The sequence below is a fragment of the Nitratireductor kimnyeongensis genome (assembly GCF_019891395.1).
GTDB lineage: Bacteria > Pseudomonadota > Alphaproteobacteria > Rhizobiales > Rhizobiaceae > Nitratireductor > Nitratireductor kimnyeongensis.
Genome location: NZ_CP078143.1, coordinates 2,565,415 through 2,590,578, shown reverse-complemented (window position 1 = coordinate 2,590,578; position 25,164 = coordinate 2,565,415). Strand labels below are relative to the sequence as shown.

The window sequence follows — 25,164 nt, the reverse complement described above, 5'->3', positions numbered from 1 at the left end:
GGATCGCATGCGAGCACTAGTTCTACTGGTAGCCGTAATTGCTTCCAGCGCTGTGAGCGCAGGCGAGATAGATATTGATATTGAGAATTTCACAGCCGCCGGCGGCGTGTCCGAGCTGGTGTTTAAGGTGAGCAATAACACCAACGATGACTTGAGATCTGTCTTTGTTAACTGCGCTTTTATGAACAAAGATATGAAGGCAATAGACATAGGGAAGGTGCTAATCAGCACCATCCCCGCAAACGATTTCGTTTATGAAAAAGCCTCAATACAAAGAAGCGATGGAGTTGCACACGCTCAATGCAGGGTTAAAGGTATACGTTAATCTTTTTCCTGCATCCATTCCCACAACTCATCGACTTCGCTGCCGGACAACCCATCCTGCTCGCCAGCGTGCGCAGCCATATAGCCGTCAACCGCCGCAAGATATTGCCAGACGCTCATCTCATTGACTTGTTGTGGCGTAAAACCCATCACGGCTGCATTGCCGTAGATCGACGCGAACCGTATTTTGCCGTTGGGGAGGTCGTCTATTCGCTCGCCTTTGTTGCGACCGCTTCCGCCTCCCCTTCGTCCTCCCCCACCTTTTCCTCCGGCGCCCCCATCAAACCAGCGCTGAGTATGGCCTGCGCGAGCATGACGTTCTCCAGCGGAGGCCGTTCTTCAACATAGCGACGCACCAGCGCAAGGGCATCGGCGGGCTTCGTTCCACCACCAATCAGGCCGAGGCGGATAACCTGAGAGATATCTTCGATGCGCCAGGTGTTGTCGTAAAGGCGACGCAGAACCACGTAAGGGCCGGCATCGCACTTCTCCTGAAGTTCGGCCAGTTTCCCCCATGGCAAGCGGAAGGTGTAATCACCATCCGCAAATGCCAGTTCAATACTAGCGTCACGCGACATTAGGCTGATGTCCGGACCATCTCGCCGTCAGACTGCATCGAAACGCTGACTGTGGCGCGCTCGCCGTTGTTGCCGCCAATCTCGAGCGATTCCACATGCATCTTGCCAGTATAGGTGTAAGTCGTGGCAGGGAATTCGATTTCCACCTTAACATTCACTGAGTCGATGCTTTCGGCAGCGTCGAACCACGCTTCAATGGATTCCGATGCGAGAACGCCTTCGCCCGAAATCGCCATGGAAAGCGATGCGGCATCCCGGCCCAGCCAATCGACCTTATCTGGATCGAGGCAATCCGGGATTGATACCTCGTTCAAAGCCTTGGAAAGCGTCACTGCGCGCTGTGTGAGACCGCAAGGCGCGGAGAAAACCTCCGGGCTGTCGCCGTCAGAGAGCAAAACGCGCACCTTACCACCTTTTATAGTTGTCGCCTGGGCCATTGTGCCCTCCTATAATAAAGGCCGCTCGCGGCGGCCATATAAATGATTATAGCTAAATCATGTATACCAATTTAGCGTGTTTCTTTCTGTTCTCTTCTGCCCACAGTGGCCTAAGATTGGTTATGGCCCAAGCTTCTTTGAACTCGGGACATTCATAGGTTTCATACTTGAAGGAAGACTTTGGAACGATATGGTCAATTTCCCATTCACCTATATTCTCCCAAGACATCCCTGGTAAGAACTGCCTCTCAAGGTGGGAAGCCAGCTCCCTTCTGGAGTAGCCAAGTATCCTCTCCCATGAGCGCCCATCCTTACCTGAGATTAATGCGCTGCGGATTCCAGAAGAAATACGCGATGACAGTATATAATGAATATCCCGACTTCGCTTCTCCCGATGCCGTTCCGCTCGAGCATTGCGAGCCTCAGAATCAGCATCGCAATAGCACGCAGCGCTGCAGTAAATATTGTTATGAGACCTGCGCGCAAACTTAGTGCCGCAAATACGGCACGGTATTATCTCACCTTTTGGCTTGTAATCGGGGTTTGTACCCTTCTCAATAAAGTACCTGTTTTCTCTACGGGTCTTTTGGCACTTAAGGCATCGCTTGTTGCGACCACCAGTATATAGTGTCTCTCCACCACAGTCACAGCATCTTATTGTGGCACCTACGGTCAATTTACCTTGTTCACCGCGCTTGTGGTGATAAGCCGCGAGTGTCCTCTGGCTTTTTCGACTTCTGATACAATCACGGCAAAAGGTCATGGTCGCCCCTGTTTTCTTTACAGGGCGATGACAACCCGCGCAGTGAATGATGGACCCGACCGCATCGCCAGACCTTCTTCGTTGGTTTTCCGCGTGTCTAGCGCATTTCTCGCCGCAGTATTTGTGCCGAGAATTTCTAGCACGAAATTCCGCACCGCATGATGCGCATTTCTTTTCATTGATGGATTGAGAATTATTGGAACACGCACTACTTATATGGTCAGCCATACCGCTACCTCTATTAGCGTTATTGGTTAGGGCTGATTCGGTGTTCGAGCACCGTCTCGGCCCGCCTAATATGGTAGCTTGTAATTATTGTTTCAAGGCGACTCTGTCAGCGCCGTAAACCTGATGGCGGCGTGTTTCACATTGCCGTCCCTGATGTACTGCGTGCGCTCATGCTCGAAAGAGACAAGCGCGTTTTGCGTCAACACGATCTCAAACCCGCGGAACGCCTGCCGAACCGCATAAGCGATATTGCGGACCTCCGGCATGCCGACATCAATCGACCAAGCGTCGATCTGAAAAGTGATATCATCTGCAAAGACGCAGTCCGCATCATCGCTGATGGACGCGGTTGGCCCGATGCTTACATAGGGAAATCGCGCCGCGCTCACAGCGCCACTGTCATCAGTTGGAACCTCGTCATAAACGCGATTGCCGATGAGCGCTGTAAGTGGTGCAAAGGAACGCAGGCGCTGCACGATGGCACCTTGCAACTCGAGTGTGGGATCCATGGATCAAGCCCCTTTGCCTGCTGCGACTTCCTTGGCTGACTTTGTAATCGCGCGCGTAATGCGGGACTTCGTTCTACGCCGCAGAGCCCTCCAACTGACGTAAAAGAAGGGCTGCGCTGGTGCGCCTGGGTGCTGCGCACCCTCAAACATGCCGCCCGCTATGTGCGGCGCGGCGCCGAATTCTACAAGATGGGCATATCTGACTTTGCTATTGCCGGCATAGACCGTTATCGCTAACCTGCCATCTGCCGACTTCACCTTAGCCAATGCCTGGCTGTATTTTGGCTTGTCTCCCCACGTCCAGCCGATACTATCGCGAAGGTCGCCTTGGTCGACGGGTGCTAGGCTCTTCATCATGGCGACGATTTCGCCCGCGCCCTTTTCCATCGCTTCTTTGATGCGCTTTTCGGCTGCAGGTGGCAGGCGCTTCAGCTTTGCCTCCAGGCTCTTCAAGCCCTTGATCGTAACCGTCTTGGCCATTACACAGCGCCGCTATCGACAACCAGCATTTCGATGTACGCGTTGCGTTCATCGATATTGGCCGCGGTCTTGATGTCAAAAGCTCGCGCCGGCGTCTGCACGTCGCCGTCGATCAAGCCTTCACGCGCATCGTAAGCTCGCCACGCCGGTGTGATTTGGCGTGTTTCGGCGCTGCTGCGAACCGTCATAATGAAAGGCTGGATGCCCTGCAGTCGGGAGGCCGTGACTTCTTCGCTGCCCATCTTCGGCTTCAGCCTAGCAGGAACCGTGAATTCGTCTTGCCACGCACCGCGTTCGTTGCCGTACGGGTCGCTCTCGACAACGCGCCGCTGGAACGTCACGAGGTGGTTCAGAGCGCCAGCGCCTTTACGCTTCCTCGCCATCCGCAGCCTCCACGCCAACGTCTTTGTTCGTCTTGCGCAAGCGAACCGCCTTGCCGGAAGCCACGGCCATCGTCGCGCAGGAGCGCGGCACGTTATATTCCCCAGGCGGATAATCTATCGTGGTCTGCGGGTTTGGCTTCCACGACCAAGCCTCAGTAATTCGGATCCAACTCAAGGCCAAGCCTCCCATGGTCGCGGTTTGCCGTGAAAGCAAACCACCCGCGCCGCATCCGGAATTTTTCCGTTGCCCCTCGATCGCGGCCCCTCGTTGCGTGCGACATGAACCTTGTAGCTCACCACGCGGCCATCATCGGGAATGCGGTCAATGTCACCCGCCTGCTGGACAATCCATCCGCAATCTCCGCGGTTGGGCTGCAGGTTCCTGTATTGCGGCACCAGCGACTCGCTGAACCGCTCGAAGACATGGCTGTAATCACCGCGCCACGACATGACGCCAGACGCCGGAATTTTCGGGTGATAAAAATCTGACAGCATCGAGAAGCCATCAGCCTTTCGCGCCAGGAATGACAGGTCGCCAACGACTACCGTGTCGAGATCCAGATAAACAACCGGCCCGTCGAACAAACCAGGGCGGAACAGTTCCAGTTTTGCCAACCACCCCGGCCATTGCGTTGCGAGCGGGATGTGCTCGCATTTCACCGCCACATCACTCAGCGCCACGAACCGGCAGTCGGTGTGGCGCGTAACGTCTCGATGCAGCCGTTCGACGTGCTCCGGCTTGAAATCTCCGCCCGACCGCAACACGCAAGCTACGGTTATGGGCTTATTCATCGGTATAATCCGGATCGACCGTGCGCCACACGCGAAAAGGTGCAAGCAAGGCGCGAACGGATCGAGGAAGGACAGCGTCACCTTTGGAATCCGGATCCGCCTCGCGATACTCGTAAAGGTCGCCGGTCACCAAAAGAATTGCCGCCGTGATGGCGGGTGTAACCTCTATGGCTGTTCCATCGTCGCCGGAGGGTGGCGCACCACCCTCCGCGTAAACGACGCGGTCAAGGTATTCTGTAACAATGTTTTCGGCTGCGGCTTGATACGCCGCAACCTCCGTATCTTCATCGTCATGAAAAATTCTGAGGTGGCGTTTCACCAACGCAAGATCAAGCAGTGGCATTGATTGCCTCCTCAAAATCCACTTTTCGGTAATTTTGCAGCGCGCTAATCTTCGATGTGTTCAGCACCTCGACGCCAATTCCGGCAAGAGTGCCAGCAACGTCATCCAAGCGCTTGCGCCAACTGCGCGCGTTTGCAGACGTAGGGTTTGACAACCTTCCACCGTGGCGACCGTGCCAATGCACACCGGCATCGAGATGCATATCATAACCGACAAGAACAACCCGCTTTGCGCCAAACTGAACCGCCAGATTCAAAGCTTGAAATCCAGAATTGCCGCCCCAGCCGATATGCCCGAACCGGTCTAGCCGCATTTCATCGTCATGACGTACGATCTGCACGCGATGCACATCAATGCCTCGCGGTGGGACGTAATCGCCCTGCGTCACACGCATGCCCTGAAAATCAGGCACGCCGTTATTTACTTGCCACCAGGCAGCGTCGCAGCCGTAAAGAACATCAGCCCATGGCGCCAATCGCCATGAGCTATTGATTGCGATTACTCGGCATCGTCCTTTGGCGAGGTCGACCGGCGTTTCCGCTGCGGACGGTCCTCCTGCGATGCAGACGGCTGTTTGTCCTCGCCAGTCGAGCCACCAGTCTGGCGCTCCACGAAAGGGTCGGAATCACCTTCCGCCTCCGGCTTCGCCTGTGGCACTACCGGCTCGCCGCCAACTTCAACTGCGTAGCCTTTGGCGATAAGCTGGCGTCCACGGTTATGCGGGACGTCGATAATGTCGCCAGCATCCGTTGATTTGCCCTCGCCATAGAACGACTTCAGTGCTCGAATCTGCATGTGAACTCCTAAATCAAGTAAATGCGCTGGTCTTTTTTGCGAATGTTTTCACTGCCCCACATCGGGCGCAGGTTCGTTAATGCCCAGCATTCCTTGAATTCAGGATCGTCTGAGCTCGTGTAGCTGAAAGATGAAATCGGCCGTATATGATCTATGTGCCAGCCATTAAGTCCGCGGTTATCCCATGTCATGCCCGGCAGAAACTGGCGCTCCAGATGTTCGCGCAGTTCCTCCACCGTGTACCCCACAAGGGATTCCCATGACCGCCCGCCCTTACTTCCATTGAGAACGCGAGAGACGCTGCGGCGCATGATTTCATTTAGAACAAACTTGGGGTCAGATGCTCTCTTCTGCTTGCGCCAAGAACGCCCCGCGGCCCGGTTGTGTGGCAGCTTGTTCTGGTCGCTTAGCTCTCGACACTCCTCACAATATTTGTGTCTCGCGCCTTTCGTCATAACGGTGAATTTGCTTCCACAATGCGCGCACTTGCATTCCCTGCCGACCCTAAGCCTGGAACCATCATTGTCGTTCAGGAATGACCGCTCCCTCGCGGAACGCAGGGCGACTTTAGGTCCACATTCGCAACAATATCGTTGGCGACTTTTGGAAGTTGGCGTGAAGTCCTCACCGCATTCTTCGCAAGTGAAGGTCGCTCCCTTTACCTTGGGGATGCCCTTCTTTCGCCGCTGCTTTTCAGCCGCCCGAATGTGTCGGTCGCGCTTGCGCTTTTCCTTGCACTCATTGCAGAACTGCCTATGCGCAGTCACGCCATACACATCAGCACCGCAATCAGGGCAACTCTTTATCAGCATCGGTCGGTTTTCAGGCGCCTTCGCCAGCGCACCACAAGAAGCAGCCATGTCACTCCTCGCTGTTCATGGTGGGATAAGAAGGGCGCCATGCGGCGCCCTTCTTTTGGTCTCACTAGCCGTTAGGCTGCAGAGGTGAGCGTATCGATGTCGCCCGTGACGAACGCCAGCGGACGCTTCACGGCGAACGCGAGACGTTCTTCGATGCGAACGCTTGCCAGGTTCTTTTCGAAGTCATCCGCGTTCTCGGTAGAGAGCAGAACTTCAACACCCATGCGGTCGTAAATCTGCGCGCCGATGTTGAATGCACCGGTTAGGAACGTGCCGGGTGTCATCGACATCGATTCCGCGACAGGCAGACCCCATAGGCGAGGACCAATCGGGGAAAGCGCGTTGCCGACGATGTAGCGCCCCTCGTTGTCCTTCGTGGTCTCGATTCGCGCCCAATCAGTTGGGTGGAGAACGAAACCAGAGGCCGGATAAAGCGAAAGCACCGTCTGCAGAGCCGCAAGGCGCAGGCGATCGATTGCAGTCTCACCTTCCGGATTGAAGGCCGGTGCGAACGCAGTGGCCTGCGGGATAATGCCGTGGAGGTTCTGGCCCGTACCATCACCCTTCAGAATCTGCATTTCCTCGACATACTTCAGGCCGTAAGTGCCTTCCGCATCAATCTCGCTCATCATGTATGGAGCATCGTCCATCATCTGGCGCGAAATCTTGAAGAGGTGCGCAAGGGTGCGAACCGGTGCAGTTTCAAGCTCGTAAGTCAGATCCGAGTACGGCTTGGTTTCGCCTTCACTTACAACGGCTGCGTTGTTGGTGCGGCTAACCTGCCTCGTGTACTCAATGGAGTTCGACTCAGTTCGTCCCGTGGCGACAAGATCACGGATTGTGAACTTCTGCATCGGAAGGCGAACGATACCAGCCTGACGATCTGCCGGCACAAGCGACGTGCCAACGGACGTGTTGCTACCAACCGTTGCCGGGTAAGAAGTGATTGCGGCGTTCTCAGAGCGAACGCGAATGGAACCGCGCCAGCCGCCGGTCACATCCGTGCTGCGGAACTTCTCGGACTCAATGAACGCCTGGCCCAGGCTCTTGAAGCCTCGCTCGACAGCCTCGGTCTCACGCGCAGCGCGGCGCTCAAGGTCGGAAAGGCGCGTGGTTACATCGCCAAGCTCGGACAGCGCCTTGTCGGTCTTGTCCTTCAGCTCCTGACTAACAGAAGCTCCCTGCTCAACCTTTGCGGTCAGGTCGGAACCGAGATTGCCAACGGTTTCCTTGATAGCGGCAAGCGAATTTCCAAGCTCACCAATCTTGGTGGCAAGTTCATTATCAGCCAAAGTGGCCTCCTAATGGTTAGATTTTGAATGTTTTCGTTTCGGCAAGCAGCCGATCTAGTGCCGCCGAAACAGCAGCATCCGCATCGCCATCAGGTTCCCCCTGATCCTCCTTGAGGTAGAGCCGAGCGGCCCGCTCTGCCTCTGAGTTTGAAAGGCCAACAAGTCCCTTGAGGCCGTGTTCAAACTCACGTTTCGTTATCGGCTCGCCAGCGCGTAGCTTGGCGGCCAGAACCTCCGCGGCTTCTGCACGCGAACGGTTGGAAATCTTGATGCGCCGGACATAATCCGGCTCGGTCTGTGCGCCGAAACGGTCAAGCGTTTCGTCTAGCGTCGCAATGCGGTCAGCCATGCCGCGGTCAATGAGCGATTCCGCGTAAAACACGCGCCCCTGCCCGTAACGGTCCTCAACCTCGCTTTTGCTGACACCGCGGCCCGCTGCTACGGCAGAAACGAACTTGCCGTAGGACCGATCAATCATGCCCTGATAGTAGGACAGCGCATCTTCGCTAAGCGGCTCGGTTTCGTTGCCCTCGACCTTGTGCTTGCCGGCGGAAATATACGTGCGCTTGATACCGCGCCGCTCCATTGCAGCGGAAAGGTCATCATGCGCCGTGTAAACCCCGATGGAACCGGCTCGGCCGGACGGAGTCACAACGATTTCGTCGGCCTGCGCCGCGATCCAGTACGCCGCACTGGCTGCAAGGCTGTTTACCTGCGCGATGATTGGCTTTTCTCCGCCTCGTACCTTCCGGATTTCGCTAGCAAGCTCATCCGTTCCAGGAACGGAACCACCTGGACTGTCGATGTCTAGAATGATCGCCTTGACGTCATCGCTCGACAGTGCCTTGTAAAGCGCGCGCTTGATGCCCTGATAGGACGTGCCTCCGCTCATGGCGGAAAATGCGTCCATCTTGTCGGCCAGAACGCCATGAATCGGGATGACGGCAACGGATCCGTCCGTTTCTGCCACCTCCTTGGCACGCGCGTCGGAAATTGCGGCCGCAAAGTCGGATGGCACAAACTTTTCGCCATCCGCTCGGGCAACCAGAATATCGGCCAAAACAGCAAGTTTTTCGCGCTGAATCGCCCACGGCTCGGCAGCAAAAGCTGCCAAAGTGTTTTGAAATTTCATCTTTCAACCTGATTTTTAGCGATTTTCGCGCGGTGCAGCGCGCTCTTGCTCGTCATTGAGGGGCGGCCCACCATTGTGACCGACCATGTCCAGCCGCGTCATTGTTCCGTTCACAATGGCGTATTCGCCACCATCAACTGTTGGCTTGTCTTCGTAAGCCCGCGCCTCGTTTGGCGTGTAAATGCCGTTCTGGACCATCTTCTGAAGGAATTCGGCTCGCGCCGCGCTATCGCCGCGCAGCAGTTCCTCCATGTTGAACTTGACCTTGACCTTTCCGCGCTCCTTGGAGGTCAGGATGTCGCGATAAATCGCAGCCTCGATGCGTTTCAGCATCGGCCGCATGCAGGTCTTCACGAACTGCAGGATCAATTGCTCAATCCCGCTGCCCCAGGTCGTGGTTCCGTTAGCGGCGTGTCCGATCATGACAGGCGGAACGCCAAAGATGCGGCAAATCTGCTCGACGCTGTATTGCCGCGTCTCGAGCATCTGCGCGTCTTTGGGGTTGATGGAAAGCGGGTAAGGTTTGAAGCCAGCCTCAAGGACTGTAACGCCGCCTGCTTTTTCAGCGCCCGCAAATTCCTTCAGGGTGTCAGCAATCTGTTTGCGCTGGTCCGGCTTCAAGATCTGGTCGGAACTAACAAGGAGAGACGATAGCAGGCCGTTCTTCAGCATCTTGCCGGCGGCCTTGTCGCCCGCCATCGCGCTGCCTAGAACATTCCGCACCGCGCCGATTGGCGAAATACCCCTGTCGCAACCCGGCATCCGATAGCCACGGACGTGGAACATGCGTTCCTCGGATACCTGCCGCGTCTTACCGTCTTCCTTTACCTCGTAATACCGAGTGTTCTTGCCATCTTTCGTGCGGCAGACATCGACGGTTAGAGGATCCAGAGGATTCAGTGAAACGAGCTTGCCGCCATTCATCCTCTTCTCAGCGAAGAAGTTTCCATCCAAGCAAAGCGACATGGCGACCATGGACCAGAATTCCGGCGCCGTGTCATCCATGTTGGGCATGTTGTGCAGGATGTTGTAGAGGTCGCTTTCCTTGTCGACCGTAACCCCATCCTCTTTGTAAACGAGGCAAGGCAGCGTGCCAGCTGCGTTTTGTATGAGATTTACGCAAGCCCAAACCGCATCAAGCTGCAGCGACTTTTCAATCGTCACAGTCTCGCCGGATGGCGTAGTGAGGCCAAAGAAGCCTCGCCAAAACTCGCCATCCGTTAGCTTGATAGGCTTGCCAACCCACCGATCAAAAAAGCCCATAGCCACTCCCGGCGGCAGGGCCGCCTGTCACTACCAAGTGACGGAAATCATGTTGTTTACGAAATCATCGAGGCCAGGCGTCTCAACCTGCCCTTCAACCGCGGCGCCAACCGCCATTGCGCAAGCAACGGCCGGGTCAATGCGCACCGTGGCTTTCTTCTTGTTGAACCACTGGTTTCCCATCAACGGGTCGGTCTCGATCGCCACACCCATAAGCGCCGTCATTGTGACGGGCGACTTGCGAATGCGCACGCGTTCCTCGAGGATTAGCGTTTCCAGCGCTGCAACACTGCCAGGCATCCACAATCCAAGCGGCGGTTCTTCGCCCGCAGCCTTCGCCGCCTCGACAGCCTCTTCATCGGGCTTCGCGCGTTTCTTGCCGCCCTGGGGATGCGCAACGGTTTTCAGTTCGACGCCATACTCATCAAGTTCATCCTCGAACTTGTCATATGCGTACCGGTCGAACGCCAGGACACCAATGCCGAACTCGGTGTTCAGCTTGGCAAACAGCGCCGCGACATGGTCGTAGCGAATGCGCGAGCCTTCCGGCGCGCGGATATAGCCCTGCTCCAGCCAAGTGCGATACGGCACATGATCGACCTTCGACCGCTCATCGATCGTGTCGCCAGGAGTCCAGACCTCAACCCACAAGTCATAGGTGGGCAGATCCGCAATCGTGCCGTCCTCGCGCTTGATGCTTTTTCGTCCTGTCTCGCGAATAAACGCAGCGGCCGTCAAATCCTTCGCGCCCGACAAGTCAAGGCCAGCCGCCGTTATAGGGCCGGCGCCTTCTTCGTACGGGTCAAAGTCATGCATCACGCGGTCAAGGAGCGGTCGCGGTATCCATGCCGTGTCTGCCTCGGTCCAGACGCAAAAGTGCAGCCGCAAAATGCCGTTGCGCTTCGACGGGATATCCTTGGCCTGCGCCACAACACCGGCAAGATAGTCATGTTTCAGCGTGACGCCGAAAAGCGGGTTGGCTTTCTGCCAGCACGTTGGGTCCGTGAACGGGTCATCGTCTTTGTCCAGCGCGCAGACGTAACTGAACGTCCGGTCATCGATGACCTCGCCAACATACGTGAATTCATCGTCTGGCGTTGCGGTTCCTGCGGCCACCTTTACCGCGTGCTGGTGTTCATCCCAGCAAATGCTGTTTCGATCGCTGCCGCTGTTCGTAATCATGAACAGCAGCGGCTGACGGCGAAACTTGAAGCCGCGCTCCAGCATCTCGATGACCTTGCCATCGGGATGTTCGTGAATTTCATCGCACAGCGCCACGTAAGGGCGCGGGCCGCTGTGTGCGCCTTCGCGCGAAATCGGGCGGAAGAACGAACGCTTCTTCAGATAGGAAAGATTCCAGACCGGATTGCCGCCCGATGGCGTCAGTGTCGACTTCAGCCGCGGCGACTGCTCGTACATCGCAACCGCGTCGCGGAACAGAACGAAAGCCTGATCCTTGTTCGCCGCTGCGGCGTAGATTTCAGCAGCCGGTTCTCCGTCCGCAATCATGCAGTAATGGCCGATGCCACCAGCAAGCGGGGATTTTCCGTTGCCTTTGCCCATTTCGATATAGGCGCGGCGAAAGCGGCGAACGATTGCGCCGTCCGACTCCTGCAACTTCCAGCCAAACAGCGAACCAACGATAAATTTCTGCGAAGGCTCAAGTTCAAACGGGCGCCCCTCGAACTGCCCGCCATTCAGGCGCAAGACCGTGCGGAAAAACCGAAACACCCGGTCTGCCGCTTCCGGATCCCAATGCACGCCGCGCTCCGGACCATTAATGCGGTCAGCGCGATGTCTGCGGCAGGCATTACGGACATGCGGTCCAGCGATGATGTCGCCGGCAATAACAGCTTCCGCGTATTCATCAACCGGGCCGCTGGGATATTCAGGATTCAGGCCGGTAAGTTCTTCATTGGAAGAACTCGTCTGCTGGGTCTTCGCTTTCGCCATTTTTACCTACAGCACCCGCCTTGCTCGCATCGGCTGGCGTTGCGCCCATCTGCCCCAAGCACTGCCTAAACAAGTTCATGGCCTGCACACCCACCTCCTGGCCCGCAATCATGCGACCTAGGATATTCGCGGCTGTTGCCACGAGCATGCGGTGCGAACTGTTCAGCCATGGGATTTCCTTGCGCAGCGTTTCCCACGCCTCGCGCGCCTTGTTCTTTTCAGTGTCAGTGATCCAATCAGGGGCATTCCCCAATTCGTCATTGACCTCGGGCTCGTTCCTGCCCTCAAATTTCTTGCGTCTTACCGCTGCCTGGCCAGTCACCTCGGCCTTAGCCTTTGGCGTTCTTGGCCTTGCCATTAGGAATTAATCCCCAACATTTGAAATGGAAAAATGTGCGAAATGGTCCCACGCCGGTCCGCGACCCGCGGCCCTCTGGACTTTCGATGCCCCCCCCCTAGAGGGGCCACCCATCCGGCCCGAACGCGATGACGCGCTGCCCCAAGTCTTCGCGCTGACCGCGCGAGGAGTGGCACGAGGAGCACAGGCTCTGCAGGTTGTCCTCGTCCCACATAAGCGCTTCGTCGCCTCGGTGTGGCTTGACGTGGTCGACCGTATCGGCCGCCGTCACCACTTCCCGCTCAAGGCAGTAGGCACACAACGGATGCGCTGACAGCTGCGCCTCGCGCATGCGCTGCCAGCGCGCCGTCTTGTACCAGCGCCTGTAGCGCTTGGCCGCGGCGCTGCGTTGGTCGGTCATGTAGAACTCTGTGATTGGTCAGTGTGGCTGGGCTCGAACCAGCGGCCTCCGGAGTCCAGGTCCGGCGCGCTCCCATCTGCGCTACACACTGAAAGCCAAAGCACTTGGCGCCAATCGGTAGCGTTGCTGCTTCGGCGGGTCGTAATGAGTTGGTTGCACCGGCGCGGATCGAACGCGCGACCTTCAGGTTATGAGCCTGACGAGCTACCACTGCTCCACGGTGCTGTAGAATGAATTGAAGGCGGGGAGTCCTTGCGGACTGCAACCCGCCACACACCAAGGCCGCGTGAGGAGAACCGCGCCACAGTGTGGTTAGGTACGGCAGTGAAACGGGCGGGCATCCCCATCCTTCTCAGCCAAAACTGTCACTGCCGTGTAGTTGCGCCGCTATGGCGGCTTAGTTACCCGGAACTCAGCGGCTGCAACATCGTGCAGCATGGCTCCGGGTCCATCGCTTTTTGCGCATGGAGGTGGCGGGGATAATCACCCCCTCACTATACTCCGGACTTAATCGCAAAAACTCCCGAATTACCTATAAGCACGCTTCAAATTTCGAGTGAGATTATCGTTGGCGGCAGATAAAGCAGTTGATCCTGCGATATAGGCGTTTCCACCGCGCTTGCCCGGCGCCAAATCCCTAACAGACCGGGCCGCCATGGTTGCATCAAGCGTCGCCCTGTCCTCGTCATTTAGCGCCGCAAGCGTCTCTTCCCAAATCTCACGATCCACAATTGCGGAGCACATATCCTGCCACATCATCGCGCCGCTTTCACCTTTCTTGCCCTTGCGCATCCCGACAAACGAATCCGCGACTCGTTCACCGCCGCACGGCAGGCCGGGACGAAGCTTTGTTATCTTCGGCATGGCTTTGGTGTTTGCGACCGCCTTGGCTAACTCTGCCCGGCTCTCGTCAGCCGAAAGTGATCTGCCGTTCTTCCTCTTGCCACGCTTGACATAACGTGGCTCAATCGTGCCAAGCATGGCTGCGAAATAAAGGTTGCTTTGCTCGTTCTGCGCCTGTGTGTAGCCCTTGCCACCAAGTTGCGTCTCCGCCTTCTCACGCGTGCCAAGCATTGCGCCGGCCGGCATTCGCCGGTCGTATTGGACCGCGGAGCCGTCCGGGCCTAGCGTAAACGCCTTTTCCGTTTGCGTCCCGTCGCTGAAGCGCAACTTGCCGATGCGCACAATCTGGTTCTTGTCGTTGCGCTCCTCGTCTCCTGTTGCCGCGTGCCGCATGATTTCCTGCACTGAAGGCGTAATGCGTAGATCGCGCTCAAACCCGAAATCGGCAATCTCCTCCGGATTGTTGTCGTTTGCCGGAACAACAGACCAATTCGTCTTGACCGGCATAGGATCGCCTTCCGGTCTGTTGCGGTATTCCATAAGAGCCTTAAGCTGCTCCGCCAGCGATCCGTGTCTGGTCATGCCGCCACCAGATATTCTTCGTCATCGAACCCGAAATCGAACTCCGCTTCGTAATTTATCTTAGCTAACTCGATATAACGACGCCGAACCCTTCGCGACGCTGATTCGTATGTCGAGTGCCATGAGACGCATTGTCCTTCGCGCACCCGTTCCCCTTCGTCATCCGTCTCTATGTCCGGTATGAAAGCTGCATAGAAAAATTTCCCGCCACCAGCGGCTGGCAAGACGTATCCCACACGGGGATACCCATACCGTCTGATGATATGTTTTTCCGCATTCTCTTTGTTTGATGTCGTGCCGTCGGGGAACGTCAATGTTTCCGGAAGTTGCGAAAACCTCAAGCTTATATCGCTCCGCATGTGCCCACTCCTAAAGACTGTTGACGCGCATCTTTCGCGCATCGATGCTGTTGATGGTCACGCCGCCCCGGCGACATTGATTGTGGCGAGTTGGTTCATTTCGATTCCTCGGTGGTGGTGGTGTGGTATTGCTTACAATATGCGAATTCGCATATTTTGTCAAGAAAAAACCCGCCTTGTGGCGGGTTAACGGGGAGGATTGTTTTGGGCTTGCCGATCATGCGGCCTTCTTTACCAACTCAAGGATCACGCAAGCCATACCACCCAAGAATTCGCTGCGCCGGAAAACAATTTCATCGATATGGTTAGCGTTGTCGATAGATGGGTCAACCATGAGGTCTTCAGCCATGTGGGGCATGATGCGTTTGACTTCAGCGTTATATCGTTCGGCGTCATTCATCTCGTCTCTCCTTCGTTGTTGAGATAACAGTATGCGAAAGCGCATATTTAGTCAAGCCGTTTTCGCATATTTTTCGTTATCATTATCCGCCAGCCACCGCCGCACCGTAGTGACAGCTTGAGCCGCTGCCTCCTCTTCCGTAACAGCCCGGATGACGGCCTGCCGATCGAACCCTAATGCCTCCAGGAGCGCGTGCCGTAATTTCTGCGCTGGCGACAGCTTGCCGCCGCTTCCCGTCTCTGGATTACCAACCTTGTTCTCGATCAGCCCCAGGCGACCGCCGGCCATGTAGATGCGCAAGTCATGCTCGCCAGCAACCATACCGGTGCGCAGTGCCTCGCTGCGCGCCTTGGGGCCGCGACGGGCCGCGTTCTGGTCCGCAGCGAAGGTGAACGCTGGTTTCCCTGTGCGTGCCGCCTGTGCCGCGTCCTTGGCTGTTGCGACATATTCCGGCATGGCGCGCAGGGCTCGCACCTGGGCGGCCTGCAGATCGCTTTCCAGCGGCAGAGCAGCGCTGGTGGTGACCTTGCCGTTCTTGGTGACGATGCGGACGCGCTTGCCGTTGATGCGGGTGGTTTGGGTGTGCTGCTGTTTGGTGGTGGTCATGTGGTGCCTCGTGGTGGTGGTGAATGGCGACGGGCGGCGGAACGCTTCTTGTTGTTATTGCCCTATATTAAGAGTACCTATTCAGAATCAGGAATAATCCTATACCCCCTTACAATTACAACATTTTATATATAGCTTATTGATTTTAAAGGAAATTCGTCTTGTAATCGGCTGCAACAAAGTTGCTATAGTGCAAAATCGCAATCTTCGAAATTTTGCAATAACCGTTGTTGCAATTGCCGTTTGCAAGAAATGAAGGCCGCTCACGCGGCCTCCCTCATCAATGTAACTGTTGCTCTGCCGCCGGTAGGGACGGGATAAATCCGCTGCGCCTCGGCCAGGTGCTGAAGTGCGGCCGAGACCATCCGCGGCTCTTTCCCCACGCCTCTGGCGCGCAGCAGTTGTGATTTAGGCATCTTCCCTCCGTGACGTTCAACCGCCTCGAGGATGGCCTTGCATAGCTTCTCGAAGTCGCCGTTGACCATGTGCTTGTCGACACCCGACTCCAGGCTCCAGATCGACTGCGACACGATGGACCAACCCCATTCCACGTCATCCATAGACACTTTCGGGTCGGCTGGGCTTCGGGACACGGCACGCAGCGTCGCAAGCTTTAGCGTCTGCTCCGCGGCTCGGCTGACAAGGCCGTCTTTTGACGGATCATCGTCAATCACGGATAGCTGCCAATCCTCGATTTCGCGCCACCTGCCCTTAACCTGCGGCGTCTCCCACGGAACGTGGTAGATGGCCGGTCTGGCTGTCGGCATGCGCCAATTGTTGTTCTGGAGGTTCCCGCCGCTGGTTGGGTATTCCGATGCCACGCGCTTGACCTCAGCAACCAGTGACCGCGGCGGGATGACAGGTTCGCGGTCATCCCTCGGCGTTGGTCGCTTGCTCGCATTGATGATGGTCATGCGCGCCACCATGCCATCGCTAAGGTTGGCCTCGGACAAGCCGGAATAAAACTCCGTTGGCGTGGACATGCCCATGATGCTTACGGTCGGGTTGAACACCGGCTCGGCAGCGCTGTCATTCACCGCCCCGCTTCCCTGTGTCGGCACCTTCTGCTTGCCTGTCCACATGCCGTCGCCTTTGGTGTAGATGTCTAGCAGAACCTTGCGGATCCGCCGCTCATAGCCACCAGCGTTGCGCCCACCCGTGGCCTGCATGAACACACCGATTTCATCCATAGGCATCACGAAACACGCGCGTTGGCGAATGACATGCTCCAAGGCTGAGTCAGACGTTATGTCGCCCGGTCCCACAAGGTACTGCATACCGGCATCCGCCATGAGGTTCTGCAGCGCTTTCAGCGGGTGGTCCTTACCAAAGCCCGGACCGGCAATCCCCATAAGGTACAGGTTCAGACCAAGGCCGGTCGGTGACGCGTACCGCCGGCCGAACAGTGCCGCACAGAACGCGATAGCTCCAATTGTTGCGAATTCCGGCACGGGCCGCCATGCGCTTTCCAGCATCCAGCGCGACACCGCACCCATTATTCCGCCTTGCATCTTGGTGTCGTGCGGGTTCATTTCACCCATCGGTGCGCGTACAGCCTTTGAAGTCTTTTCAACAACAACACTTTCGTCGTTCACCGCTTCAGCGGGAATTGAAAGTGGTTTCTCGGGAGCGATGTCGCCTTTATTGCGCCGCCTCTCCGCATTGGCTTTGAGAGCTTCGACGTTGACTTTTGGTGGCTCAATTCCGAGCTTGTCGCGCAACCAATCGAACGCGTCCTGGAACGCACAAAGCCGCGTGACCATAACCAGATCGATAGGCGTATAGCTGCGGTCGTTGTCGCCCCAATCCTTGATGCCGCTGGCGTGGATTGACAGGTGCCGGTTGCGCTTTTCGGTGGGCTTGCCGCTGCCGCTCGGGCGGTATCCAGCAACGGCACGGTATCCGCCCATGGAACGGTGCAGTCTCGGCAAGCCAAGGTCAGGCACCCATGCATCAAGATTGGCCAGCGCCAGGTCGTTAATCTCGCGCCATGCCGTGTCCGCGTCGCCATAGACAACGTCGCGTTCGATGGGCGGGAGATAACCGAATTCGCTTAGCGCATCCTCGATACGATCGACGATGTCCTCCGGCAGTTCCGGCAGGTCTTCAGGCGGAACATCGATAAGGGTTTCGCTGCCCTCGGTCCAGAAATATGGCTTGCCCGTATCAGGGTGCAGCGTAGGTGGGATAACGGTCTGCTTGCCATAAGCAAGAAGATCAAGCACGCGCTCGCCACCCAGATTGAAGCTGCGCGACGTGATTGTTTCGGATCCGCGATAGAATGCCGAAAAGCCTTTAGCCCCGCGTTTTTTGACGGGGCTATCGGGAATGACCTTCAGAAGCGCAGCGCGAATATCCGGATCGTCGGTGTCGACATCCAGAACCTTGATTGTTTTGTTTAGTACAAGACAGACGCCCGCGCCGGGCCATGAGTTCCAGTGCCGGAGCTCGATGTCCGTTGGAAGCCGGTCCCCGAACGTCTGCCAGCCGTAACGCGCTGACCACGTCTTGCGCTGGTACCGCCCCGGCCATTTGCTTCCCGGCATGCAGGGAATGACGGAATAACCATTATCCACCATCGTGTCGGAAATCTTGGCGAACGGCGAGTCCGCCGGTTCAAATCGAAGCATCATGTGCGGCTCCTCGGGGTGGACATATTAGGGGTTACAATGCGATGCCATCGCGTGTGGCATGACTTGCACAGATTGCTGGTTGGCCACTCATCCGCATCATCGAACAGGTGCCAAGGCGCCCAATGATGAACCTCGGTTCCTTCAGTGCTGCCACACCGTTCGCAAGGGATGACATCGTGCTGTGTCATTGTCGGTATGCGGTCCAGATCCAGCCCCTCGACATGGGTGTGCGGCAAATCGGGGCCACGGCCACCGCACTCCAAGCAATACGCCTTGAACTGCACACTGCCGCTTGAGCAAATCACCTTGCCCAACCCGACGCGCTCAGATGTCTGGCTACATGACATCCGATGGCGCGGCCATTTCGTCGTTGGCATATCGCACTTGCTCGCGGTGTAGGGATTAACTGCATCACCTGGCTTGAACATCACGGCACCCACCCCCGCTCGTTGTAGGCAAGGGCAAGGTCGAGCATGGTGGTGGTGGTGCTAAGCTGCGGCTGCATTGCGGTCCTGCTTATTGTCATTTTCAGAATGGTGCCTCGCTTTCCTTGATAAGCTCCCTCAACCGATCAGCGCAGCCCTTCCAGACCGCCCCGACGAACAGCAGCACCTGCTCCTCGCTCCACTGGCTCAGATTCGGGCCAAACTCCTTCACAAGCGGCGCGGCTGCTGCCATGCCACCCTCCCTCGCCTTCAGCTCGTAAGCGGTGGGACGCTTGATGCGTGACAGGTCGTCGAACGCCATGACGCACTCCTTGCACAGCCACTGCGGGCTTTTGGGGTTGCCGACGCCGATGCCAACGGCGTGGCGGGTGCAGATGCAGGTTGATGGGTCATGCTGCATTGGTGTTACCAAACAAAGGCAAGTTATCGTTGGCGGGTCGTGCTGTAGCTGCCTTCCGCGTTGCCGGCCCCTTGTCGGCAAGCTCCATGCGGCGCGCAATGTCGGCTTGGTATTCCTCCTCGCGCTCGACAAGAATGCAACGCATGCCTTCGCGCCAAGCCGCTTCGCCGGTGCTTCCGCTGCCGGCGAACGGGTCAAGAACCAACCCGCCCTTCGGTGTGACGAGTCGCACAAGCCACTGCATCAGATCGACCGGCTTTACGGTCGGGTGCTTGCTGCCAAGCCGGTCGTTCTTGTCGGCCTTGGCGCTGTAGAAGAAGCGGGCAGCAGATCCAGAGTCCAGACGCGGGGCGAAATCATCGCGTGGACCGTAATCGCCGTAGGTGTTTACGCTCGTTTTTGCGCCGTGCTGCGGACCAACTTGGCGCTGCTGTCCGGGGGCATCTGGGAAACATGCAACAACCTCTTCGCTGCCGTCATGCACGATGTTGGCTGGCCAGCGGCCAGCGGGCACTGCTCCAGTTGCCTGCGTTTTCCCCTTGCCGCCCGGCTGTAACTGCCCCGGCCCATAACTACGCGACGCGGGCCATGTTTCTACCGTATCACCCACCCGACACCCATCAATATTCAGCGCCCCCGTGCCGTGCTCCAGCACGTTCTCAGCAACGGTGCCGATCAACGGCTTGCGGGCAAGGCAGATTGGTTCCCAACTCGGCTTCAGAGAAGTACCTGTACCTTTAGCCTGCGCGACGGGATTCCACGTAGCACTTTCTAGAACAGTAAGAATCGGGATGGCGTTCTTGTTCGTATTTCCGTCTTTGGAACTTGATGCCACAGTGATTGCAGGCCACGTCCACCCATTTTGAAGGGTCACGCTGCGGAGCGTGGATTTTCGCGTGATCAACGACGTTAGTGACTTCCAGGTTTTTGCTGTCGTTATCTGCTTTGCGTTCGTTTCTGTGGTGTACATGCTCCTCGGTTCGGAGCGGTCTACCAAGTTGCTCTCCCATGACCAGCCTGTGCTCAAGCTGATATTTCCCGCCTCCGATTCCGACAGCGACATAACCGTCACTTCTGATGAACCGCCCGCCTTTCCAATTTCCATTATCAGCGCCGGAACGCCCTCTGGCAGGATTAGAGCAGGCGCGGCTACAATATGTTCCTTCGCCTCGCTTGATTTGAGATGGGTAAACGCTGAAAGTTGCACCACAAGCGGGGCAGATTCTTTCGATTGGCAATTCAATACTCCCTTCCACAGACCGACATCGACTGCATGACTTTTCGGGAAGCCCGACCCGTAGCACCACGCAAGCTGATCGCGGATTTCAAACCCCGCATCCTCGATGGCAACCGCCATGCGGTGATAGGTTCGCGTTCCTGAGAATGCTGCGACGTGTCCACCCGGCTTGAGCACACGCAGCACCTCGGCCCAGAACTCGGCAGCGAATGCGGTCTCGCCCGTATCCCATTGCTTCCCCATAAAACCGGCGCTGGCGCGGGCATACAGGCCGTCTGTACCATGTTGCGCTGCGGCACTACCTGGCTTGCCGAACCTCTTCTGGATGGAAACCAGCGCGTAAGGAGGGTCTGTCACGACCGCATCCACGCTATTATCCGGCATCGCCTTGATAACGTCGCGGCAATCACCGGGGCGAAGTTCGACGCGGCCGTCGAGAAACAGTTGATTTGTCATTCCTCCTCCACGAACCAATCGTCATAGCTTGCCACGCGGGCCATGTTCTCTTCTAGGCTATCCGTCTCTGCGATGTAAGCGTCGTAATCCGGCTCGTAGTCTGTCCACATCCCCGCCCGTTGCGCTGCAACAGGCGGGTGGCTGCCCTTGACCCACAAGCCGAATCCACGCGGCTGGTAAGTCGCACGAGGCGCGTGCCCCAGCATCTCTGCGACCTCGCTGTCGATTTCATCATGAGACATAGAAGGCAGGCTCCATTTCACGCTCGACTTCGCCTTTCCAGACGCATTCGCCGTTCTTGTAGATGCGGAACTCAACCGGCCAGCTCGATTCCCACCCGTCATGGTTGGAGTGGTAGTCTTCAGCCAGGTCGCTTGCTACCAAGCGCCAATCCTCAAAGTAGATGCATTGGCCTGGAGGCATAATGAAGCGCGATAAGGGCGAATGATTATCGGGGTGGTCGCCGGCGCTGTATTGGTAGTCTGGCTTGTCCGAAGTTTGTGTACACTTTTTGGACATCAAACCGCCCTCACGCTAAGCGTCGGCTCGCCGGTAACAAGCGCAGCGCCCTTCACGTTCTTGTTTGCGGCTAGACGCTCCAGGATGGCTTTCTTGTCAGGCTTGCGCACTGTCTCGTAAGCCCAGCGCGGCAGCGCGGCTTCATCCGTAATCTCGACCTTGTCTCGCCCCTTGGAAACGGAAACGGTGCCTTCCGGCAGTTGCCGCTTGGAAAGCCCGCCGGCCTGCATAAGGCGCAGCATGAGCGAGCGCATGGCTTCCTTCTTGCGTTCAAACCTGGCCTTGCGTGCCTGCAGGTCTTTGATGCGCTCCGCGGCCGCGCCGGACAGCGCATTTGCTTCGCGTTCCTCACTCAAAAGACGCGACAAGATGCGGTCAGCGTCCGTCTCGCCTTCGAACATGTCGGCGCGCAGTTCATCGTCTTCTGCGAGGTCGGGATAGGCTGCGACAAGATCCGCAAAGGCGCGTTCTAGCGCCGTGATTTCGAACTGGTAGTTCATTGGTGTTTCCTCGGTGCGCGGTGTGGTGTGGTGGTGTGTGGTGTGTGGTTATGTGCTGTGCGGCATAAGTGGTGGTTATGCCTTGGAGGGGTTAGGCTAGGCTAAACAGCTGCCTTTGCGGCATCGTATAGCGGATGGCCCGGCATCAACCGGATAGAGTCTGCCTCGAAATAGTCTTCGCGCATGTCGCTGCGGTTCTCGACGGACAGCGCTTCGCGTATCGCCGTAGGGAATGCACCACGCTTGCATCGCACCTTGATGAGCTCGGCGGGAATACCTTCGACCCATGGTCCAGCATCGATGCGAACACCCGCGCGCACGCCATTGACGGTCAGAAAGTTGCGGGAAAGCTTCATGCGGTTAGTCATCACTCTCGTCCTCAGTTCGTGTTCGCTGTTCATCTACCGCCCGTTATATGCGCTTTCGCATATTTTGTCAATCACAATATGCGCTTTCGCATTTTTCTGTCAGCCCAGCGCCGCCCGCGCCCTGCCACCAGGCCGGCCTAGAACGGTATTGCGTCGTCCAGCTCATCCCAGCTTGCATGACCCGGCCCGTTATCGTTCGCAGGCTCCATATCCCGCGTCTCCGCAACGGGCTCGGCAAACTGCCGCTTGTCACCCGGCTCGTGCCCGACAACGTCCCAGTATCGACCGCTCGGCCGCACCGAAATGCGTGCGGTTTCAAGCAATTCGTTCTGTCGTTCGAGCCACTCCATGACCGTCTTCGGAAACGGCCGCTCGCCGCCGTGCTTGATCCACCACCGGTCTGCCTTGCTCTTGGCAAACCCCGTGTGCTGCGGGCACAACCACTCACGCATCGCGGTGAGGCCGGCCATGTACGTGACCTTGACGGATGGCGGCTTGTTGCCTTTTCCCTCGTGGAAGTCGAAGCGGCGGCTGACGATTTCGCGCCAGGTGGGCTCTCCTTTGGAGAGGATTGGTGTGTCTTCCGCCGTTTCCTTAATCTTCGGCGCGGTGTCGATCGGGAATTCAAAGCCGCAATCAGGACAAACGCGCGCGCTAGCGTGCACCAGCGACCCGCAGCCTTTGTTGTCGTGCGCATCGGTTTCCGTTTCCGGACACTGCTTGATAGGTGCTTCTCCATCGCCCTTGCGCTCGTGCGGCGGGATAACCGCATCAATTGGCCCGTGCTTCCGCACCACTCCAGCGAAATCCAGAAACAGGCAATCCTCCTTGCCTGGGAACAGGCGCAGCCCCCTACCTGCCATCTGGACATAAAGGCCAGCCGATAGCGTCGGCCGCAAGAAAGCAACAAGGTCGATGATAGGCAGGTTGGTGCCGGTGGTCAGGACAGAGTTATTCGTCAGAGCGCGAATCTTGCCCGCCTTGAAGTCGTTCAGGATGCGGTCGCGTTCCGCCGCTGGTGTTTCACCCGTGATGGTTTCGCACGTAAAGCCACGGTCGCGGATTTCATCCCGGATATGCAGCGCATGCTCTACACCGGAACAAAACATCAGCCACGCCTTACGCTCCGCTCCCGGCGTCGTTCCATACTTGACGATTTCGTCAACCACGGCGCGGTTTACGTCGATCTTATCAACGGCGGCCTGCAGCGCCTTCTGCTTGTAGTCACCGCCAAGCTTGCCGACACCAGACAGATCGAAGCCTGCGACCATGCCCTTGCTGACCGGCTTGCATAGGTAGCCTTGGTCGATCATGTCGCCAATCGGCATCTCGTAGCAGATGTCATCGAATAGCGCGCCTTCGCCCTCATGCAGCTGCCCTTCGCCAAGCCTATATGGCGTCGCGGTCAGCCCCATCAGCTTCAGGTCCGGATTGATTTCACGCAGGCCGGACAATAGCTGCCCGTATTGCGTTTCAGATTTGCGTGGCATCAGGTGCGCCTCGTCGACCGTGACAAGGTCGATGTGGCCAATCAGTTCGGTCTTGCTCGCGATTGTCTGAACACCGCCGAAGATGATTTGCGAATGTGCATCGCGGCGACCGACACCAGCGCTGAAAATCCCAGCCGGAGCAAAGGGCCAGATGTTCAGCAGCTCCTTGTAGTTGCCAAGGATAAGCTCCCGTACATGCGTGACGTTGAGAATGCGCATGTCGGGGTAGTTTTCGACCAGCTCTTTGCAGATCGTGCTAAGAACCAAGCTTTTGCCAGAGTTGTGGTGGACCGTGAAGTCGTCCGTGAGATAGAGGTGGTCACCATCGAGCTCGAATCCGAAAAACTCACCGACGCCAACAGGCGAGACCGAGAAGCCCGTCACCAACGGATTCTTGATCTGCTTTCGCGCAGTTCCCTTCTGTCTCGGAACCCTGTTCGGGATCACGTCGACATCGCCTGAAATGGACACCCGCCAATAGGTTCCACCTCCGCCGGTTTGACAGCGCTTCTCGCACGCACCCATGTATGCTGCGAGCCCAAGGCTTCGCGCCAAGAAAACAACATCACCGGATAGGCGGCGTGACTTCGAAATGAAATCGAAATGATTGCCCTTGGACAGGTGGCCGTCCGTGTCAAGCAGGCCGGCAAGAACATCGAGACGAACTTTGCGCGATCCCGTCTTGTACGAATGCGGAACACTCTTTTCTTCGCAGCGCATTCCCCAGATGCCAGCCGCCTCTAGGCGCGCGACAAAGCGATTACGAGTGACGCAATTCGATTGATCGTCTGGAAAGTAGACAGACCAGGCACGATTGTTTGGCTTCTGGTTGACACGCAGCCGAACACCAACCGACTCCGCAAAATCGCAAACGGCGTCCAGCACTTCCGGATCCATGCCGGTGAAAGCAGCGCTGTGAGTGGTGCTTCCGTCACCAAGAAATGCACCTAGAATGTATGGCGGAACCGGGTAGTTGTCATTGCCGGCCTGCGGAAAGTCGACACCAGTGCGCCATAGCTTGTGAAGGTGTTTAAAATACTTAGGCTTGCCGAGATAGTCCTTGACGCTTATCTCAACCAACTCGCCGCCTTTGCGGTGCGAGTTGGGATAACGCAGGGCCTTCTTCCCTTCGTTCGTAGCCTTCAGGCTCAGGATGTGGTTTTCGTTGACGACAAACGGATCGCCTTTCTTCGGCGCGACTTCGTACATTGGCTCAACACCGCGTATCGTCCGCAGAACGCGACGCGGCTTGCTGTCAGGCCCCATGACGTTGTCGTTTGCAGCCACACTTTCCACGGGCTTAACCGATCCGTCATACATCAGGATGCCCGTACCTTTGGCGTGGCAACCGGTAGGCAGTACGATCAATGGAGAGCCGGCCTTTTCACCCCAGTATTCGTATAGCGAATCCACTGCGTCCCGCTGATAATCGCGA

The 25,164-nt window shown here is 57.2% G+C and carries 32 protein-coding genes and 2 tRNA genes; 1 reads left to right on the top strand and 33 read right to left on the bottom strand.

All coding sequences use genetic code 11. From position 1 onward, the window contains the following. Window positions 1–7 precede the first annotated feature (7 nt). On the top strand, window positions 8–325 hold the full coding sequence (locus KW403_RS12325; protein ID WP_223019773.1) for a hypothetical protein: 318 nt from the start codon (window positions 8–10) through the stop codon (window positions 323–325). On the opposite strand, the gene KW403_RS12320 is transcribed toward KW403_RS12325, so the two are convergent. From KW403_RS12320 to KW403_RS12165, 33 genes are all read right to left on the bottom strand, one after another. After that, window positions 322–474, bottom strand: a complete 153-nt coding sequence (locus KW403_RS12320; RefSeq protein ID WP_223019772.1) for a hypothetical protein — start codon at window positions 472–474, stop codon at window positions 322–324. The genes KW403_RS12325 and KW403_RS12320 overlap by 4 nt on opposite strands. A 56-nt stretch (window positions 475–530) precedes the next feature. After that, window positions 531–902, bottom strand: coding sequence for a gene transfer agent family protein (locus KW403_RS12315; protein ID WP_223019771.1), 372 nt, complete (start codon window positions 900–902; stop codon window positions 531–533). Continuing rightward, window positions 902–1,339, bottom strand: a complete 438-nt coding sequence (locus tag KW403_RS12310; protein WP_223019770.1) for a phage tail tube protein — start codon at window positions 1,337–1,339, stop codon at window positions 902–904. Before KW403_RS12310 ends, KW403_RS12315 begins: the two co-directional genes overlap by 1 nt. Window positions 1,340–2,422: 1,083 nt before the next feature. After that, a complete protein-coding gene (locus KW403_RS12305; protein ID WP_223019769.1) occupies window positions 2,423–2,839 on the bottom strand; it encodes a DUF3168 domain-containing protein in 417 nt (138 codons plus the stop codon). A gap of 3 nt (window positions 2,840–2,842) precedes the next feature. Beyond that, entirely contained in the window at window positions 2,843–3,319 is a 477-nt protein-coding gene (locus KW403_RS12300) for an HK97-gp10 family putative phage morphogenesis protein (RefSeq protein ID WP_223019768.1), read from the bottom strand. Next, on the bottom strand, window positions 3,319–3,702 hold the full coding sequence (locus KW403_RS12295) for a head-tail adaptor protein (protein ID WP_223019767.1): 384 nt from the start codon (window positions 3,700–3,702) through the stop codon (window positions 3,319–3,321). The genes KW403_RS12300 and KW403_RS12295 overlap by 1 nt, the downstream gene beginning before the upstream one ends. Beyond that, complete coding sequence (locus tag KW403_RS12290) at window positions 3,686–3,877, bottom strand: hypothetical protein (RefSeq protein WP_223019766.1); 192 nt, start codon at window positions 3,875–3,877, stop codon at window positions 3,686–3,688. Before KW403_RS12290 ends, KW403_RS12295 begins: the two co-directional genes overlap by 17 nt. Further along, window positions 3,874–4,494 carry a hypothetical protein gene (locus KW403_RS12285; protein ID WP_223019765.1) on the bottom strand — a complete coding sequence of 207 codons (621 nt, stop codon included), beginning with the start codon at window positions 4,492–4,494 and terminating at the stop codon, window positions 3,874–3,876. Before KW403_RS12285 ends, KW403_RS12290 begins: the two co-directional genes overlap by 4 nt. Continuing rightward, complete coding sequence (locus KW403_RS12280; RefSeq protein ID WP_223019764.1) at window positions 4,487–4,837, bottom strand: head-tail connector protein; 351 nt, start codon at window positions 4,835–4,837, stop codon at window positions 4,487–4,489. The genes KW403_RS12285 and KW403_RS12280 overlap by 8 nt, the downstream gene beginning before the upstream one ends. Further along, entirely contained in the window at window positions 4,824–5,249 is a 426-nt protein-coding gene (locus tag KW403_RS12275) for a hypothetical protein (RefSeq protein WP_223019763.1), read from the bottom strand. The genes KW403_RS12280 and KW403_RS12275 overlap by 14 nt, the downstream gene beginning before the upstream one ends. A gap of 86 nt (window positions 5,250–5,335) precedes the next feature. Beyond that, the gene (locus KW403_RS12270) at window positions 5,336–5,632 is read right to left on the bottom strand and encodes a hypothetical protein (RefSeq protein WP_223019762.1); all 297 of its coding nucleotides are present in this window, start codon (window positions 5,630–5,632) and stop codon (window positions 5,336–5,338) included. A gap of 8 nt (window positions 5,633–5,640) precedes the next feature. Continuing rightward, the gene (locus KW403_RS12265) at window positions 5,641–6,492 is read right to left on the bottom strand and encodes a hypothetical protein (RefSeq protein ID WP_223019761.1); all 852 of its coding nucleotides are present in this window, start codon (window positions 6,490–6,492) and stop codon (window positions 5,641–5,643) included. A 71-nt stretch (window positions 6,493–6,563) separates the two neighbouring features. Next, complete coding sequence (locus KW403_RS12260; protein ID WP_223019760.1) at window positions 6,564–7,784, bottom strand: phage major capsid protein; 1,221 nt, start codon at window positions 7,782–7,784, stop codon at window positions 6,564–6,566. 16 nt (window positions 7,785–7,800) lie between these two features. Further along, window positions 7,801–8,916 carry a S49 family peptidase gene (locus KW403_RS12255; RefSeq protein ID WP_223019759.1) on the bottom strand — a complete coding sequence of 372 codons (1,116 nt, stop codon included), beginning with the start codon at window positions 8,914–8,916 and terminating at the stop codon, window positions 7,801–7,803. Between the two features lie 15 nt (window positions 8,917–8,931). After that, a complete protein-coding gene (locus KW403_RS12250) occupies window positions 8,932–10,179 on the bottom strand; it encodes a phage portal protein (RefSeq protein WP_223019758.1) in 1,248 nt (415 codons plus the stop codon). 30 nt (window positions 10,180–10,209) lie between these two features. Continuing rightward, window positions 10,210–12,132: a terminase large subunit gene (locus KW403_RS12245; protein ID WP_223019757.1), complete on the bottom strand. Its 1,923-nt coding sequence runs from the start codon at window positions 12,130–12,132 to the stop codon at window positions 10,210–10,212. After that, window positions 12,092–12,490 carry a hypothetical protein gene (locus KW403_RS12240; protein WP_223019756.1) on the bottom strand — a complete coding sequence of 133 codons (399 nt, stop codon included), beginning with the start codon at window positions 12,488–12,490 and terminating at the stop codon, window positions 12,092–12,094. Before KW403_RS12240 ends, KW403_RS12245 begins: the two co-directional genes overlap by 41 nt. Window positions 12,491–12,587: 97 nt before the next feature. Further along, window positions 12,588–12,890, bottom strand: coding sequence for an HNH endonuclease (locus tag KW403_RS12235; RefSeq protein WP_223019755.1), 303 nt, complete (start codon window positions 12,888–12,890; stop codon window positions 12,588–12,590). Between the two features lie 15 nt (window positions 12,891–12,905). Next, window positions 12,906–12,981 (bottom strand) — tRNA-Pro (locus tag KW403_RS12230). Window positions 12,982–13,040: 59 nt separating this feature from the next. Further along, a tRNA-Met gene (locus KW403_RS12225) sits at window positions 13,041–13,115 on the bottom strand. Window positions 13,116–13,418: 303 nt separating this feature from the next. Further along, the gene (locus KW403_RS12220) at window positions 13,419–14,273 is read right to left on the bottom strand and encodes a VOC family protein (RefSeq protein ID WP_246637766.1); all 855 of its coding nucleotides are present in this window, start codon (window positions 14,271–14,273) and stop codon (window positions 13,419–13,421) included. A 38-nt stretch (window positions 14,274–14,311) separates the two neighbouring features. Further along, window positions 14,312–14,674 carry a hypothetical protein gene (locus KW403_RS12215; RefSeq protein ID WP_223019753.1) on the bottom strand — a complete coding sequence of 121 codons (363 nt, stop codon included), beginning with the start codon at window positions 14,672–14,674 and terminating at the stop codon, window positions 14,312–14,314. Window positions 14,675–14,891: 217 nt separating this feature from the next. Beyond that, on the bottom strand, window positions 14,892–15,074 hold the full coding sequence (locus tag KW403_RS12210) for a hypothetical protein (RefSeq protein WP_223019752.1): 183 nt from the start codon (window positions 15,072–15,074) through the stop codon (window positions 14,892–14,894). A 51-nt stretch (window positions 15,075–15,125) separates the two neighbouring features. Next, entirely contained in the window at window positions 15,126–15,680 is a 555-nt protein-coding gene (locus KW403_RS12205) for a VRR-NUC domain-containing protein (RefSeq protein ID WP_223019751.1), read from the bottom strand. A 263-nt stretch (window positions 15,681–15,943) separates the two neighbouring features. After that, complete coding sequence (locus tag KW403_RS12200) at window positions 15,944–18,313, bottom strand: bifunctional DNA primase/polymerase (protein ID WP_223019750.1); 2,370 nt, start codon at window positions 18,311–18,313, stop codon at window positions 15,944–15,946. After that, window positions 18,310–18,501: an HNH endonuclease gene (locus KW403_RS19515; RefSeq protein WP_425518228.1), complete on the bottom strand. Its 192-nt coding sequence runs from the start codon at window positions 18,499–18,501 to the stop codon at window positions 18,310–18,312. The genes KW403_RS12200 and KW403_RS19515 overlap by 4 nt, the downstream gene beginning before the upstream one ends. Window positions 18,502–18,841: 340 nt before the next feature. Continuing rightward, entirely contained in the window at window positions 18,842–19,060 is a 219-nt protein-coding gene (locus KW403_RS12195; RefSeq protein WP_223019749.1) for a DUF6511 domain-containing protein, read from the bottom strand. Between the two features lie 88 nt (window positions 19,061–19,148). After that, on the bottom strand, window positions 19,149–20,852 hold the full coding sequence (locus KW403_RS12190; protein ID WP_223019748.1) for a DNA methyltransferase: 1,704 nt from the start codon (window positions 20,850–20,852) through the stop codon (window positions 19,149–19,151). Then, window positions 20,849–21,094: a hypothetical protein gene (locus tag KW403_RS12185; RefSeq protein ID WP_223019747.1), complete on the bottom strand. Its 246-nt coding sequence runs from the start codon at window positions 21,092–21,094 to the stop codon at window positions 20,849–20,851. The genes KW403_RS12190 and KW403_RS12185 overlap by 4 nt, the downstream gene beginning before the upstream one ends. Beyond that, window positions 21,084–21,236, bottom strand: a complete 153-nt coding sequence (locus KW403_RS12180) for a hypothetical protein (RefSeq protein ID WP_223019746.1) — start codon at window positions 21,234–21,236, stop codon at window positions 21,084–21,086. Before KW403_RS12180 ends, KW403_RS12185 begins: the two co-directional genes overlap by 11 nt. A 134-nt stretch (window positions 21,237–21,370) precedes the next feature. Next, window positions 21,371–21,871, bottom strand: coding sequence for a siphovirus Gp157 family protein (locus KW403_RS12175; RefSeq protein WP_223019745.1), 501 nt, complete (start codon window positions 21,869–21,871; stop codon window positions 21,371–21,373). Between the two features lie 101 nt (window positions 21,872–21,972). Further along, on the bottom strand, window positions 21,973–22,239 hold the full coding sequence (locus tag KW403_RS12170) for a hypothetical protein (protein WP_223019744.1): 267 nt from the start codon (window positions 22,237–22,239) through the stop codon (window positions 21,973–21,975). A 137-nt stretch (window positions 22,240–22,376) separates the two neighbouring features. Then, entirely contained in the window at window positions 22,377–25,142 is a 2,766-nt protein-coding gene (locus tag KW403_RS12165; protein ID WP_485020656.1) for a Hint domain-containing homing endonuclease, read from the bottom strand. Window positions 25,143–25,164 lie beyond the last annotated feature (22 nt).

Bases quoted from the DNA above. Each gene is read 5' to 3' on its own strand.
- KW403_RS12325 (WP_223019773.1), top strand. From the start codon at position 8: ATGCGAGCACTAGTTCTACTGGTAGCCGTAATTGCTTCCAGCGCTGTG.
- KW403_RS12320 (WP_223019772.1), bottom strand. From the start codon at position 474: ATGGGTTTTACGCCACAACAAGTCAATGAGATGAGCGTCTGGCAATAT.
- KW403_RS12315 (WP_223019771.1), bottom strand. From the start codon at position 902: ATGTCGCGTGACGCTAGTATTGAACTGGCATTTGCGGATGGTGATTAC.
- KW403_RS12310 (WP_223019770.1), bottom strand. From the start codon at position 1,339: ATGGCCCAGGCGACAACTATAAAAGGTGGTAAGGTGCGCGTTTTGCTC.
- KW403_RS12305 (WP_223019769.1), bottom strand. From the start codon at position 2,839: ATGGATCCCACACTCGAGTTGCAAGGTGCCATCGTGCAGCGCCTGCGT.
- KW403_RS12300 (WP_223019768.1), bottom strand. From the start codon at position 3,319: ATGGCCAAGACGGTTACGATCAAGGGCTTGAAGAGCCTGGAGGCAAAG.
- KW403_RS12295 (WP_223019767.1), bottom strand. From the start codon at position 3,702: ATGGCGAGGAAGCGTAAAGGCGCTGGCGCTCTGAACCACCTCGTGACG.
- KW403_RS12285 (WP_223019765.1), bottom strand. From the start codon at position 4,494: ATGAATAAGCCCATAACCGTAGCTTGCGTGTTGCGGTCGGGCGGAGAT.
- KW403_RS12280 (WP_223019764.1), bottom strand. From the start codon at position 4,837: ATGCCACTGCTTGATCTTGCGTTGGTGAAACGCCACCTCAGAATTTTT.
- KW403_RS12270 (WP_223019762.1), bottom strand. From the start codon at position 5,632: ATGCAGATTCGAGCACTGAAGTCGTTCTATGGCGAGGGCAAATCAACG.
- KW403_RS12265 (WP_223019761.1), bottom strand. From the start codon at position 6,492: ATGGCTGCTTCTTGTGGTGCGCTGGCGAAGGCGCCTGAAAACCGACCG.
- KW403_RS12255 (WP_223019759.1), bottom strand. From the start codon at position 8,916: ATGAAATTTCAAAACACTTTGGCAGCTTTTGCTGCCGAGCCGTGGGCG.
- KW403_RS12250 (WP_223019758.1), bottom strand. From the start codon at position 10,179: ATGGGCTTTTTTGATCGGTGGGTTGGCAAGCCTATCAAGCTAACGGAT.
- KW403_RS12245 (WP_223019757.1), bottom strand. From the start codon at position 12,132: ATGGCGAAAGCGAAGACCCAGCAGACGAGTTCTTCCAATGAAGAACTT.
- KW403_RS12240 (WP_223019756.1), bottom strand. From the start codon at position 12,490: ATGGCAAGGCCAAGAACGCCAAAGGCTAAGGCCGAGGTGACTGGCCAG.
- KW403_RS12235 (WP_223019755.1), bottom strand. From the start codon at position 12,890: ATGACCGACCAACGCAGCGCCGCGGCCAAGCGCTACAGGCGCTGGTAC.
- KW403_RS12220 (WP_246637766.1), bottom strand. From the start codon at position 14,273: ATGGAATACCGCAACAGACCGGAAGGCGATCCTATGCCGGTCAAGACG.
- KW403_RS12215 (WP_223019753.1), bottom strand. From the start codon at position 14,674: ATGCGGAGCGATATAAGCTTGAGGTTTTCGCAACTTCCGGAAACATTG.
- KW403_RS12210 (WP_223019752.1), bottom strand. From the start codon at position 15,074: ATGAATGACGCCGAACGATATAACGCTGAAGTCAAACGCATCATGCCC.
- KW403_RS12205 (WP_223019751.1), bottom strand. From the start codon at position 15,680: ATGACCACCACCAAACAGCAGCACACCCAAACCACCCGCATCAACGGC.
- KW403_RS12200 (WP_223019750.1), bottom strand. From the start codon at position 18,313: ATGATGCTTCGATTTGAACCGGCGGACTCGCCGTTCGCCAAGATTTCC.
- KW403_RS19515 (WP_425518228.1), bottom strand. From the start codon at position 18,501: ATGACACAGCACGATGTCATCCCTTGCGAACGGTGTGGCAGCACTGAA.
- KW403_RS12195 (WP_223019749.1), bottom strand. From the start codon at position 19,060: ATGGCGTTCGACGACCTGTCACGCATCAAGCGTCCCACCGCTTACGAG.
- KW403_RS12190 (WP_223019748.1), bottom strand. From the start codon at position 20,852: ATGACAAATCAACTGTTTCTCGACGGCCGCGTCGAACTTCGCCCCGGT.
- KW403_RS12185 (WP_223019747.1), bottom strand. From the start codon at position 21,094: ATGTCTCATGATGAAATCGACAGCGAGGTCGCAGAGATGCTGGGGCAC.
- KW403_RS12175 (WP_223019745.1), bottom strand. From the start codon at position 21,871: ATGAACTACCAGTTCGAAATCACGGCGCTAGAACGCGCCTTTGCGGAT.
- KW403_RS12170 (WP_223019744.1), bottom strand. From the start codon at position 22,239: ATGACTAACCGCATGAAGCTTTCCCGCAACTTTCTGACCGTCAATGGC.